Here is a 12,779-nt window from a genome sequence, read left to right on the forward strand (position 1 = left end):
GAATACTCCTTGTTACAAGCAAAAACAGGTGCCCGCTCGGGACGCCTGTTTTTCTTATATCCGAAAAAACGGAGCTTATTAGTATTGCGAATGCAATCTTAATAAAGCAAAGCGAACACCATGCCGGGGCGGAAGTACTTACCGGCGGTGTACTTGAGTGCCGTGCTGTGGAGCAGCATGAACAGCGCACTTGCTTCAACCTTATTGGCCTTGGCGATGCTGCCGAATGCCTTGGTGAAGGCGGGCAGGTTGCGCGGGAGCTTCGGGCTGATGCGGCTGTCGGCAAGGAGGGCGCCCTTCTTCAGGAGTTCCTTGTGCATCTTGTCGGCGGCGGTAGCGCTAAGGCCGAAGGCCTTCACGAGTGCTTCCGGGTGCAGGCGGCAGGAGCCGTTGAATCCTTCCGGTGCGGCGAACGGGATGCGGGCTTCCTCGTAGAGGTTGCGGATCATGGAATCGCCCATGTCGGCAGCCTGCTTTTCGAGGCCGTGGTGCATCATGGCGCACATGATGCTGTACTGGATACCGATCCACACGTCGTGAGCCTGGAAGTTGAATTCGTCGAGCGGAGAGCCGTCCTTACGAACAAGGTTGGCGGCACCGATGAGCGGGCTATTGGCCTTGTAGTTCGTGTTGTAGACGCGGAGCAGGTTGGCCTTCGCCTTCTTCTCGTCGCTGATGGGCTTGAGACCCAGCAGGCGCAGGTAAGTGTCGGCGAGCATCGTGTCGGCGAATACGTCGTCGCAGTCGTTTGCAATCTTTGCGTTCCAGCTGGCGGTAAAGGCTTCCTTGCACTGGGCGGTGAGCCATGCCTTCTTGAGGCCGCGGAGTTCGTTCTTCGAAAGTTCCACGTCGCTGGGAATTTCGCCGGAGTTCAGCCATTCGTTGATGGTCTTGAGGGCGGCCTTCACGTTGGAACCGTCGATGACGAGCGTTTCCTTGATGGCGTCGGCGAGTTGCGGGAGCTTGTCTGCAACAACATCCTTCGCTTCCATCGGAGTCACGAAGAAGTGGTAGTAGCCTTCGGCTTCGTCCCACAGGGCTTCGTCGAATTCCTTGTTGGCGGCGTCGGCCTTGGCGTTCCAGGTGTCGGCTTGTGCCTTATCGCCGAGGATTTCGGCAATCTTGGCGGCTGCGCGGAGGCCTGCAATCCAGAGGCTACCGCAGTACACGGAAATGCCGTGGCTGGAGAGGTTGTCGAACGTGTCGTCGGTACCGTGGGTGAGCGGGAAGTTTTCACCCTCGTTCACCATTTTCTCGAGGTATTCCATGGCGGCGTAGACGGCTTCCTTGCAATCCTGCAAGTTCTGCTTGTCCTGCGTCTTCACGTAATGACGGAGAACCATCAAAACATACTTCGGAGCGAGATCTTTCCATTCCTTCACGTTGTGCCAGTCGTAGGCATCGGGTTCAGCATCGAAGGGGCTTCCGAGGTCGTGAATCACGGCGCCACGCACGGCGCGCGGGCCTTCGAGTTTCGGGTCCGGAAGGTCGGCGAACGGATGGTTCACGTATTCGTGGTGACGGCGACGGTTGTCGTTCACGGCGAGAATAGCATCACCGAAGCGCTTCATCACCACACCGTCGAGGCGCGGCATCAGGGCCATCAGGCTGAAGCTACCGTAGAAGTAAACGTCGAGAGAGTTGAAGAACGGATAGTCGGCGCATTCGCGAACCAGGAAACGGTCGTCCTTGTCCCACACGGTGGCTTCGGCGAGGAAGCTGAGGGTGTTGAGGGCGAGGCTCTTGAATTCGTCCTGCTTGGCAGCCGTCTTGTAGAGCTTGGCGACGGCCTTCTTCGGGACGAGGGCTTCGAATGCCTTGAGGCGAGCGTCCATGTTCTTGTCGGCGGCGAGGGCTTCTTCGAGGATGGCGCCCACGCGGCCATAAGCTTCGGGGAAGAATGCGGTGTACTTCTTGGCGGAAGTAAGCTTGTTCAGCTTGATTTCGGGGAAGTCGAGCACCAGGTTGAACTGGAAGCTGACTTTCTGCTTCGGCTTCAAAACGGCGGTAACAGCAACAGCGCCGGCCATGGTTTCGCGGCCGCTGTAAACGTTCTTGACCCAGGCTTCGCAAACGCGACCGCTGCGGAGAGCGCCCTTCAGCACGGAGGCTGCGTCATCCTGATAGAACATCGGCTTCACGGAAACGTTCAGGTTATCCTTCTTGTTCCAAGCGACGGACACGCCCATGCAGCCGTTGAAGTCGCTTTCGACGAGCGGCTTTTCGTTGTAGAATTCGAGACCGCGGACTTCGCGGCCGTCCTTGGCCTGCTTGCTGAACTTGACGCCCTTCGGGAAACGTGCAGACGGCACGAGCACAAAGCTCGAGTCCTGAACGCCCTGGCGGTCCTTCTTCGCCATGTAACCGGCGATGCAGTCCTGCACCTGCACGATCGTGATTTCGCGGGTTTCCTTGGTGGTGTTTTCGAGAGTGAACACGGTGGCGTTCACGGGGAGGCTGGAGAGGCGTTCGTCACCCGGAGTCACGTAGCTGGACTGGGTCTTGGTAATCTGCACGCCCTTGCCTTCGTACTTGGTTTCGCTCACCGGATAGAGGGCGGCGTACTGCATCTTGGCGGCATCGTAACCGGCCTGGCCCAGAAATACATTGTCGTTTGCCCAGGCGGCGGTGAGGGCGCCCTGACGCACGGCCTTTTCGCCAACGACACCGTTGAAGAAGTCGATGACGGCGCTGCGGTTGAGTTCTGCACCGGCCTTGTTCAAAAGGGCCGCAGTGCGGTCGCTCCATTCGATGTGCCAGCGTTCAAACGCGGCGGCGTTGTTCTTGAAGAAATCCTTTTCGGCGATGGCCTTGTTGAGCTTGGCCTCGGCCTTCTTCTGGTTGGCAAGTTCAGCGGCGCTGAAGAGCGCTTCGCCCTTCGCGTCTACGAGCGGGTACTTGGCGAGCATCTGCGTAAAGCCGGCGAAGTCGACGATTTCGAGGGCGGCCTTCGCGTCGATTACGGATTCGCGGAAGAAGAAATTGTTGAAGCGGAGGTCAGTGGGCTTTTCGGTGCGAACCTGCACGCCCGGCATCACGTTCATCACGGGAGTGGTGCCCGCAGGCGTTGCGGTGAAAGTCGAACCGATACCGCCGACAGCAATACCCGTGGTAGAAGGAGTCGTAGAAAGCGGAGTGTACCAGGGCTGGATAAATTCCACGGCGAGGCCCGGGGTCATCAGCTTCTGGACGGAACCGGCCTGTTTTGCGCCGGCGAGGTAATCTTTAATGCTCATAGTCAATTCCATGAATTGGGGTTAAATTTTTACGAGTTAAAAGTTAAAAATTCTAAGAACTGTAAAATGAATCGATTTTCCAAAATGTGTACACAAATTGAATGTTTTCTCCAACGTGTCTTTCCTCACACAAATTTGCAGAAAAAACAGATTTTTCATAAAAATGGATGAAAAGGCCGATGAAATGCAAAAAACAGGTTTCAGAATGTTTGCATTGTGATTTGCAATAAAGTATATTTAGGAAGAATTAAAAAAGGAGAACTTATGAAAAAGATCCTATTAAGTGTACTCGCTCTTGCTGTTGCCCTGTTTGCCGCCGAAAAGGTATATCTTGCTCCGGTTGGCCTCACGGGTATGCATGACGACTATGCCGTGGCTTCGTCCAAGCTTATGAAGGCATACATTGAAGACGATGGCCGCTTTATCTTGGTGGTTGGTACTGCCGAAGATGGTGTTAAGGCAGATAATCAGGTTGCCGTTCGTCAGAAGGCTACCGAAAAGGGATGCTCCAAGTACATTATTGCAGAATTTACTCGTCTTGGAGAAAGTGTAATCATGTCGTTCAAGCTCTATAGCGTCGACAAGGAAGCTCCCATTTGGGATGACCGCCTCAAGGCCCGCAACCCGGACGATTTTGACCCGATTATTCAGCGTGTGGCCCGCAATATCGGCACCAAGCACAAGGCTGTGGATGATTCCGATATTTACAGTGTCACTGAACAGGAAACTAAAACTCCCAAGCGTAAGGGTGTAAACGCCTATATCGGTATGTCCGTAGGTGGCCTTATGGCAGTGCAGCCCGATGTGGAAGTGTTTGCCGGACTTGATTTCTGGCTACTCTACGATGCCCAGGTGATTTTGTTCGGTATCGACTGGGATATGTACGGTCTGGGTGACGATACTCCTCTTGACTATATGGACTTTGCCATTTCTGCCTACTACCCGTTCGGCACCAGGGCAATTACCCCCTTTGTGGGCGGCGGCCTTGCCTTTAGCCAGACGAGCTATCAAAGTGACATTCCGAGAGAATATCGTAGCACCAATTTCAACTATAGCTTTTACGACAGCGATGAAGAATTCGAAGACGAAAGCTCGGGCCTCACGGGTTTCATTGGCGGCGGTGTGATGTTCAACCGTTCTAGCCGAGTGATGTTCGTTGCCCAGGCGAAGTACATGATCAACTTCTATAAGAACGATGTCTATAATTATAAGAAAGTTGATAATGGAGCTGTCATTACTGCCAAGGATAACGCCATTCAGGGGTTTATCTTTAACGTAGGTATCGGCTACGGGTTCTAATATGTTCGCCCTGCGAATTTTCCGTATAGCAACGCTCGCCATGGTGACGGCGTTGCTTTCTGGCTGCTATTTTGGCCGCTCCGCGATTAGGACTTCAGATGGCGGAAATTACGACATCTATGCCGATGGACGCTATATTTGTTCTACGGATGGAGATTGCTCCATAACGACCCGTGGTGGCATGGGCAAGACGTTGTTTGAAGCCCAGAGGGGCGACGTGGTTGTGGGCCAGGATATTGTTTCCCGCGAAATAACGTTTGCGAGTGTCATTTGGATGCCCTTCACCTATTGCCTTTCGTTGTTTATCTATCAGGCGTACCCTGACGAAATAGTAATTCCTGTTAATCAGGATAAGGTTCCCCAGACAGTGTATTCCTGGCAACAAGAACCCACTCCTGTTCCTTCGTCCTCTTCGGGGACAACTTCTACGACGGGCGGAAGCGTCTGGGATAAACCCATTTATTAGTTGAGGTCCTATGAAGTCGTTGTGGAGCCTTGTTTCGGGAGTCATTTTATTTTCCGTATTCTTTTCGGCATGTTCAGATGGGGAAGAAGAGGTGGTCAAGACCATTTCGGATTATGACTTAAACGGAGTTGTCATTAAAGACGGTTATTATACCGATAAGCGAAATAATCACGAATATCGGATTATGAAAATCAAGAGACCGTATTCGTATTCAGACGATTATTATTTGTGGTTTGCCGAAAATTTGGATTACGTTGATTCTACATTGGAAGAAAATTCCTGGTGCTATAACGACAGTAAAGATAGTTGCGAGGTATATGGTCGCCTTTATAACTGGGAAGCTGCGCAAAAAGCGTGCCCCGAGGGTTGGAAGTTGCCGTCACATGATGAATGGAGTGATTTGGAACTCTCTGTCGGCTATAGGATAGAGCCTGCGGGAACTAAATTGAAAACGGTAGACCTTTGGCAAAATGCCGAAGGGATTTTGCAAGGGACGAATAGGTTTGGTTTTTACGGACTTCCGGCAGGGCGTAAGAACATTGAAGGGGGGTGGCTTCCTACAGGTAAGTTTGCTTATTTCTGGACAAGTACTTCGTCTTTTACAGAGCCGGATATCGCCAAAGGTTGGCAACTGACTTACGAATCGGATGTCCTGGGTTATGGTGAATACTATAAGGGTCACGGAATGTCGGTGCGTTGCGTGAAATCTTGGGGGACGTCAGATCTTCATGTCGAAGGTGATTTTGATTCCACCTATCTTGAAGAAATACCCATGCACGAAGGGGAATTAAATTATCAGGGCCAAACCTACAAGACCATTGAAATTTGGGGTAAAACCTACATGGCCGAAAACATGAATTACGAAACAGGAAACAGTTGGTGCTACAACAACAGTACCGATTCCTGCAAAAAGTACGGCCGCCTGTATGACAAAGAAACCGCTGTGAAGGTTTGCCCGGAAGGCTGGCGCTTAATGAGAAATGCGGTTTTTGATAATGATGAAGGTAACGAAGGCTTGGCCGAGACTATTGGATCTATGGGAAAAAAACGCGCGCTTTTTGGTTATACAGCCGAAGAAACAAAATCTGTAGAAGGGTGGAAAAGTGAACCGGGGAATAACTTGTCCGGGCTTAACTTGATGCCTTCTGGTGGTTACGATATAGGCAGCGAATCTTTCTTTGATATGGGCTATACGGCTTATCTGTGGCTTGATTTATCGTACGAAGACCAAGGAATCAAAGATACTGTTGCAGTGGGCCTGCGGTATTCAGATGAATCTTTTAGAATGGTTGAGAACGGAAAGAACAATGCTTACGCCGTTCGCTGCATGAAAGAATAATAAGAAGAATGATTAAACAACAAACGCCTCGTACAACGAGGCGTTTTGCTTATACGAAAGGGCGCGAGCGGTCTTATCGTGAGCAATAAAGCCCCTGTTATTAAACAGGGGCGGTTGCGAGAGGGCTGGCCAATGGTAAGAACCGACTTATTTGCAGCCAGCCCGGTCTTAAAACGTAAAGCCGGCGAAGATGTTGTCGCTCAGGAACGGCAGCACTCCGAGTACAATCACGGCTACGGTCAAGAGCCCAATCACACCACGCTGGCGCTTGGTCATGCGCAGCGGATTCAGGTGGTCGTCCGTTTCGTCAATCCAGGCGCTCTTGATAAGCTGTAAGTAGTAGAACAGTGCAAGCACGTTGTTGAGGACTGCAAACGCCACGATGCCGTAATGTCCGGTAGAAGCACCACTGAAGAACAGGTGGAACTTACCGAAGAATCCTGCAAGGGGCGGGATGCCAGCCAAACTGAACATGGCGACCGCAAGAGCGATGGCGAGCATGGGCTTTTGCTTAGAAAGCCCGCGCAAGGAATTGAAGGTCTCTTCGCGGTGGTGTCCGATAATGCCAAAGATGAAGAAGGCGAGGTAGTTCGAAACCGCATACACGAATAGGTAGTAAATAATGGCGGTTTTCGCCGTTGTGGCCGGACCAAGGAGGGCAACCATGATGTAACCGGCTTGGGCGATAGAGCTGTACGCCATGAAGCGGCGGAGCCTGGTCTGCTTCAATGCGCCCAAGTTACCGACAAAGAGTGTGGTGCCCGCCAGTAGGGCGATGAACGGTGCAACCTGTTCTTGAATCGGGGCGAGGGGGCCAAAGACGAGAACTACGAGGAATGCGATGGCGGTTGCCTTCGAAGTCACCGAGAGAATGGCGGTTACCGGAGTGGGGGCGCCTTCGTAAACGTCGGGGGCCCAGGTGTAGAAGGGGAACAGAGTCAACTTGAAACCGATACCTGCAAACAGGAACAGCACTGCAATCCACAGAAGCGGAGAGGGGCCGTTTGCCACTGCGTCCTGAATGGCGTCGAAGTGGATGGATCCTGCAAAGCCGTAAAGGTAGCTGAATCCGAAAAGTTCAAAGGCGGTTGCCACTGAACCCATCAAAATGTACTTGGTGGCTGCTTCGGAACCATACTGGTCTTGCTTGTTCCAAGCGGCAAGGGCATACATGGGGATGGTTGCAATTTCAAGGCCCAAGAAGAAGGTGAGCAAGTCGCAAGCCGAGACGACGGTGACTCCGCCGAAGGTTGCGAAAGCCACGGTTCCGATAAATTCTGCAATCTGGTGCATGGCGGGCTTGCCGTCGCCGCCGTGTTCAAAGTAATCCTTGGCAAGCCAGATTCCGAGAATGGCCGAGACCATCAGCACTTCGCGCATGAGCACGCCAAAGTCGTCAATGTGCCAGTTGCTAATGAAGAAACGACCCGTTCCGCTGGCTAGTGGAATGAAGTTCAGCAACACAAAAATCAGAATGAATCCGATGTTTGCGATGCGCCAGGATACCTTGGAACGGTTGGTGCAAAAGAGCCTACTCCCGATAACGATAAACGGGAATAGAAGCAGTAGCAGGTCTGGGATAATGAAGTTATGTATATACATGGTAAAATCTATAATGCGGAGTTAATCTTTGCAAAAATAGGTGCAATACTTTGGTCAAGCATGTCTGCAATCCATCCGGGGAACACACCAATCAAAAGGAGGCAAAGTACCAATACCACCACCACGAGCTTTTCGCGGAAGCATGCGTCGGTAAGAGATTCGTACTTGGCTGGCATATTGCCGTGCAACATGCGGTTGGCCGTCTGCAAAATGTAAACGGCGGTCGTCGTAATGGATAGAATTGCCAAAACAGTCACGACACGTGTAATGGTGGAATCTTGCTGGAAGGCTCCGATAAAGATGTTGCTTTCGGCGATGAATCCACTAAAGCCCGGGAGACCGAGACCTGCAAAGCCTGCAATGACAAAGCCCACGCCAAGGAAGGGGAGCTTGCGCATAATGCCGCCCATTTCGGTGATGTCGCGGGTGTGGGTACGTTCATAAATCATGCCGATGGTGGCAAAGAAGAGCCCCGTCAAGAAACCGTGAGAAATCATCTGGAGGCTGGCGCCGCGGAGACCCACGGGAGTCATGGCCGCAAGGCCGAGGAATATGAGGCCCAAGTGGCTAATGGAACTGTAGGCGGTGATGTACTTGAGGTCTTTGTGGCGGAGTGCAATGAAGGGGCCCAGCACCACGTTGAAAATAAGGAGTGCTACCACGTACGGGAGCCAAATCTTGGCGGCTTCGGGCATCAGGAACATGGCGATGCGAAGGCAGCCGTAAGCGCCCATCTTCATCATCACGCCGGCGGCAAGCATCGAAACCGCAGTCGGTGCGGCGGAGTGACCGTCCGGGCTCCAGAAGTGGAACGGGAACAAGGAACTAGAAACGGCGAAGCCCATGAACATGAGCGGGAATGCCCACATCTGGAAGTCCATGGGAAGTGTCACCTTGGAAAGTTCCACTAGGCTCCAACTGTTGATTCCGCTTTCGAAATAGAGACCGAAGAGCGTCGCCAAAATCATGGAAGAACCGAAGGCGAGCGTTAACGTCAGTTTTTTACCGCCGTAGTCCTTACGGCCTGAACCATAGCCTGCAATCATCAGGTACATGCACAGGGCTTCCATTTCGTAGAACACAAAGAACAACACCAAGTCCATACTCATGAACACGCCGTAGACGCTTGTGGCCAAGAGTTGGATGAGAGCGAAGAACACCTTCTGGTTTCCCTTGATGTTCCAGCTGACCAGGATACCGCCCCAGACGATCACTGCCGTAAGGAACAACAGGAACATGTTCAGTCCATCGGCGCCGACGGCGTAATGGGCGTTAAAGGCATGCAACCACGGGATGTCCATGTAGTAATGGAGTAAAAGCGGGGCTGATTCCTTGGCGGCTGTGTCAAAACCAAGCGTGTAGAGCCTGTAGGTAAGGTAGCCGACAAGCAGCAACACAAAGGTGCCCGAAACGGCATGAATTGTCTTAAGCAGGGATTCCTTTTGCGAAGAAATCGGTGCGCAGACTAGGACCGTGAAAAGTGGTATGATCCAGATAAGGTTAAAAAGCAAAGTATCCATAGTCAAACCTGCTTAAATAGGAAGCTGCCCCAAGAAACGCCACAGGATTACGCCGACAATAAGCGTGCCCAGGTAAAAACTCAGGTTTCCGCCTTGTGCGTAGCGTACCAGGTCGCCGAGCTTGTGTGTGAACCACACGACAAACGCGAGAATTCCTTCGATAATGTAGTCTTGAATGAATCTAGCTACACGAGCGATTCCGCCAATGACGAACTGGCGAACTACGGCGTAGTACATTTCGTCGAAGTAGAACTTGTGATAGACCACTTTGTACAGACCGCTGCGGTTGGTGTCGTCGAGTGCGCGTTCCACTTTAGCCTTGGGGCTTGCGTAGAAGAACCAGGCGATAAAGAGCGCGACGGCTGCTACGGCGACTGCCACGTACGGAATCCATTCGGCGTGGGGAAGCAATACCAGTTGCGGAACACGGAGCCTACCCGGTACAAAATAATGCTCGAAGAGGCCCTTGCCCAAAAGACCGCTCAAGAGGGCGGGTACGGCAAGAATTACGATCGGGAGCGTCATGAAGAAGTCTTCGTGCACATGGCCTTCGGCAACGGATTTGCAACGGGGCTTGCCGTGGAAGGCGAGGAAGAACAGGCGGAACATGTAGAAGGTGGTAAGACCGCTTGTGATGAGTGCCAAGGCAAATACCACGTAATGGTGCCCCTGGAAGGCGGCCAAGATGATTTCGTCCTTGGAGAAGAATCCGGAGAAAGGCGGAATACCCGCAATTGCCAATACGCAAATGAGGCTGCTCCAATAGGTGAGCGGCATCTTCTTACGGAGGCCGCCCATGGCGTCGAGATCGTTAGTATGCACCTGGTGAATCAGGCTACCTGCAATCAGGAACAAGGCGCACTTGAAGAAGGCGTGCGTAAAGATGTGGAAGGTGGAGGCCGTCCAGCCGGTGGTAATGACGGCGTCGCCGATTTTGCAGGCGCCCAAAGCAAACATCATGTAGCCCAGCTGCGAAAGCGTGGAGTAGGCGAGTATGCGCTTGATGTCCTTTTGCGTGCAGGCAATGACTGCGGCAAAGACCATAGTGAAGGCGCCCACCCACATGATCAATGTAAGGGAGTTGCCGCAAACGGCAAAGAAGGGGAAAAGTCGTGCGACCAGGTAAACACCGGCCACCACCATGGTGGCACTGTGGATGATAGAAGAAACTGGAGTCGGACCTTCCATGGCGTTGGGAAGCCAGATATGCATGGGGAACATGGCGGACTTGCCCCAGCCTCCGGTAAAGATAAGAATGGATCCGAGAATGAGGGCGTCGGCCTTGGTGACGACCATGAGGCCCAAGTCAATGGTTTCTTTTTTAAAAGCGGAAAGGGTGAGACCGTTCAGGGCGAAGAAGTCAAAGCTTTGCACCACATAGCTCACGATCACGATGCCAAGCAAGAAGAAACTGTCGGCGAAGCGGGTGAGGATGAAGGCTTGCTTCGAAGCGCTCACGGCCGAGGGCTTGTGGTACCAGAAACCGATGAGCAGGTAACTGGATACGCCCACCAGTTCCCAGAAGATGAACATCTGGAAAAGGTTGGTGGCGGCAACGAGGCCGAGCATGCTGAAGTTGAACAGCGAAAGGAGCGAGAAGAATCGGCCAGCAGAGCGGTCGCCCTTCATGTAGCCAATGCTGTAGATGTTCACTAGGAATGAAATCACGGTGACCACCACAAGCATCATGACGGACAGCGGGTCAATCAGGAGGCCGATTTTTGCGGCGAAATTTTCTGCGAAATTCAGGAAGGGGAGGTCGAATAGAACCGCTTTCTGAGGCGCGAATGTGGAGCTGAAATAGTGGACTGCCACAATCAGGGCGGCAATCATGGCGATTCCGTTACCGATGACGGCGAAGCCTGCGGCGGCCTTGTCCGATTTGCGACCGAGGAACAGCCCGTTTACCGCGAATACGAGAAGCGGCATCAAGAAAATCAGGTAGCTGATGGAAACGTCGTTAATCATGGAGGTCCCTCAACTGTTCAACGTCCAGACTCTTGTAGCGGCGGTACATCGACACAATAATGGCGAGAGCGATTGCCATTTCGCATGCGGTCACTGCAATCACGAAGATGCTGAAGAGCGCACCTGCCGTAGAGTCCTTCGCGCTAAAGTAGGCAAATGAAATAAAGTTGATGTTGGCGGCGTTCAGCATGAGTTCGATGGAAATCAGCATGCCGATTAAGTGGCGGCGGCGCATAAGGCCCCAGACGCCAATGCCGAAAAGCAGGAATGCGAGAATGAGACAATTCATCAGGGTCATTTTTCTTCTTCCTCCTTGCCTTTGCGGGCGATGGTGATGGCGCAAATCAGCGTCATCAGGAGAAGGATACTCACGACTTCGAACGGAATCACGAATCCGTCTTCGCCGTAGCCCAGCAGTCTAAGAGCGAATGCCTTCAGCGAGGCGTAGCCTTCGGGCGCGGCCACAGCTCCGCTCGAAAGTCCTTCGATGGGAAGCAGACACTTGACCATCACGAGCACAAAGATAATCGAGAGCGCGAATGCGGCAAATACCCTCGGAATCTTGACTGCGAAGGCGTCTTCGCCGAGGCGGCTTGTGAGTAGAATCGTGAATACCACGAAAATCACGACGCCGCCCACATAGACCATCACCTGGGCGAGTGCGGTAAATTCCGCATGCAAGAGCAGGTAAAGAATCGCTGTTGCAACGAAGCTGAAAATCAGGAACACGGCACTTTGCAGAATGTTCTTGACCGCGACCGTGCAGACTGCGGTTACAAGGATAATAAAGGCGACCACGTAAAATGCCAAGTCCATTCCACCCATCGGGAAGGCGACATTCTGCGGAATAAGCCCTGCTAACAGATTCTGGATCATTAGCCTTGGCCCTCCTTTTTATTAAGAATCATTTCGAGCGTATTCGGGTCGGTCGTGGCGACTTCGAAGGCCTGGCTCATACGGATGGCTCCAAACGGGCAGGCTTCTACGCAAAGGCCACACTGGGTGCAGCTGGCAAAGTGGTAGACGTAGCGGCCCAGCACCTTCTTGCCGGCGATGTTCTTGGTCGAAAGTACGTTAATGGATGCGTTGGGGCAGGCGCGTTCGCACATGCCGCAGGCGGTGCAATGGTTGTTACCGTCGGCGTCTTCGATCATTTCGAGACGGCCACGGTAACGTTCGTGCATCTTGAGAGTCTTCTTGTTCTCGGGGTATTGTTCCGTAACAATGCGCCGAGGGTCAAAAAAGTACTTTAGCGATACGGACAAACCGCAGATAAGGCTCCACGGACCCGTAATGCAGCGCTTCAGGTAGCGCTTGATATATCGACGTGTTGAAATTCGTTCTTGCAT

Annotated in this window: 10 protein-coding genes; 3 read left to right on the forward strand and 7 right to left on the reverse strand. The window is 52.6% G+C overall.

What is annotated here, in order from left to right; translation table 11 throughout:
- Window positions 1-98 precede the first annotated feature (98 nt).
- Window positions 99-3,236, reverse strand: coding sequence for a GH116 family glycosyl hydrolase (locus tag B9Y58_RS01375; protein ID WP_073054690.1), 3,138 nt, complete (start codon window positions 3,234-3,236; stop codon window positions 99-101).
- 264 nt (window positions 3,237-3,500) lie between these two features.
- Here B9Y58_RS01375 and B9Y58_RS01380 point away from each other — a divergent pair, with 264 nt between their 5' ends.
- From B9Y58_RS01380 to B9Y58_RS01390, 3 genes are read left to right on the forward strand one after another with little or no spacing between them, the layout of a single operon-like run.
- The gene (locus B9Y58_RS01380; RefSeq protein ID WP_073053637.1) at window positions 3,501-4,535 is read left to right on the forward strand and encodes an outer membrane protein; all 1,035 of its coding nucleotides are present in this window, start codon (window positions 3,501-3,503) and stop codon (window positions 4,533-4,535) included.
- Between the two features lies 1 nt (window position 4,536).
- Window positions 4,537-5,001: a hypothetical protein gene (locus B9Y58_RS01385; protein WP_073053639.1), complete on the forward strand. Its 465-nt coding sequence runs from the start codon at window positions 4,537-4,539 to the stop codon at window positions 4,999-5,001.
- 10 nt (window positions 5,002-5,011) lie between these two features.
- Window positions 5,012-6,340: an FISUMP domain-containing protein gene (locus tag B9Y58_RS01390; RefSeq protein ID WP_073053641.1), complete on the forward strand. Its 1,329-nt coding sequence runs from the start codon at window positions 5,012-5,014 to the stop codon at window positions 6,338-6,340.
- Between the two features lie 168 nt (window positions 6,341-6,508).
- Here B9Y58_RS01390 and B9Y58_RS01395 read toward each other — a convergent pair whose 3' ends face one another.
- From B9Y58_RS01395 to B9Y58_RS01420, 6 genes are read right to left on the reverse strand one after another with little or no spacing between them, the layout of a single operon-like run.
- Window positions 6,509-7,942 (reverse strand): NADH-quinone oxidoreductase subunit N, encoded by a 1,434-nt coding sequence (locus B9Y58_RS01395; protein WP_073053642.1) that lies wholly within the window; start codon window positions 7,940-7,942, stop codon window positions 6,509-6,511.
- Window positions 7,943-7,950: 8 nt separating this feature from the next.
- Entirely contained in the window at window positions 7,951-9,462 is a 1,512-nt protein-coding gene (locus B9Y58_RS01400) for a complex I subunit 4 family protein (protein ID WP_073053643.1), read from the reverse strand.
- Between the two features lie 12 nt (window positions 9,463-9,474).
- Window positions 9,475-11,430 carry an NADH-quinone oxidoreductase subunit L gene (gene nuoL, locus B9Y58_RS01405; RefSeq protein ID WP_073053644.1) on the reverse strand — a complete coding sequence of 652 codons (1,956 nt, stop codon included), beginning with the start codon at window positions 11,428-11,430 and terminating at the stop codon, window positions 9,475-9,477.
- Complete coding sequence (gene nuoK / locus B9Y58_RS01410; protein WP_072798596.1) at window positions 11,423-11,728, reverse strand: NADH-quinone oxidoreductase subunit NuoK; 306 nt, start codon at window positions 11,726-11,728, stop codon at window positions 11,423-11,425. The genes nuoL and nuoK overlap by 8 nt, the downstream gene beginning before the upstream one ends.
- Window positions 11,725-12,306, reverse strand: coding sequence for an NADH-quinone oxidoreductase subunit J family protein (locus B9Y58_RS01415; protein WP_233247795.1), 582 nt, complete (start codon window positions 12,304-12,306; stop codon window positions 11,725-11,727). The genes nuoK and B9Y58_RS01415 overlap by 4 nt, the downstream gene beginning before the upstream one ends.
- Entirely contained in the window at window positions 12,306-12,779 is a 474-nt protein-coding gene (locus B9Y58_RS01420) for a 4Fe-4S binding protein (protein ID WP_072798601.1), read from the reverse strand. The genes B9Y58_RS01415 and B9Y58_RS01420 overlap by 1 nt, the downstream gene beginning before the upstream one ends.

It is taken from the genome of Fibrobacter sp. UWB15, assembly GCF_900177705.1.
Classification (GTDB): Bacteria; Fibrobacterota; Fibrobacteria; order Fibrobacterales; family Fibrobacteraceae; genus Fibrobacter.

Bases quoted from the DNA above. Each gene is read 5' to 3' on its own strand.
- B9Y58_RS01375 (WP_073054690.1), bottom strand. From the start codon at position 3,236: ATGAGCATTAAAGATTACCTCGCCGGCGCAAAACAGGCCGGTTCCGTC.
- B9Y58_RS01380 (WP_073053637.1), top strand. From the start codon at position 3,501: ATGAAAAAGATCCTATTAAGTGTACTCGCTCTTGCTGTTGCCCTGTTT.
- B9Y58_RS01385 (WP_073053639.1), top strand. From the start codon at position 4,537: ATGTTCGCCCTGCGAATTTTCCGTATAGCAACGCTCGCCATGGTGACG.
- B9Y58_RS01390 (WP_073053641.1), top strand. From the start codon at position 5,012: ATGAAGTCGTTGTGGAGCCTTGTTTCGGGAGTCATTTTATTTTCCGTA.
- B9Y58_RS01395 (WP_073053642.1), bottom strand. From the start codon at position 7,942: ATGTATATACATAACTTCATTATCCCAGACCTGCTACTGCTTCTATTC.
- B9Y58_RS01400 (WP_073053643.1), bottom strand. From the start codon at position 9,462: ATGGATACTTTGCTTTTTAACCTTATCTGGATCATACCACTTTTCACG.
- nuoL (WP_073053644.1), bottom strand. From the start codon at position 11,430: ATGATTAACGACGTTTCCATCAGCTACCTGATTTTCTTGATGCCGCTT.
- nuoK (WP_072798596.1), bottom strand. From the start codon at position 11,728: ATGACCCTGATGAATTGTCTCATTCTCGCATTCCTGCTTTTCGGCATT.
- B9Y58_RS01415 (WP_233247795.1), bottom strand. From the start codon at position 12,306: ATGATCCAGAATCTGTTAGCAGGGCTTATTCCGCAGAATGTCGCCTTC.
- B9Y58_RS01420 (WP_072798601.1), bottom strand. From the start codon at position 12,779: ATGCAAGAACGAATTTCAACACGTCGATATATCAAGCGCTACCTGAAG.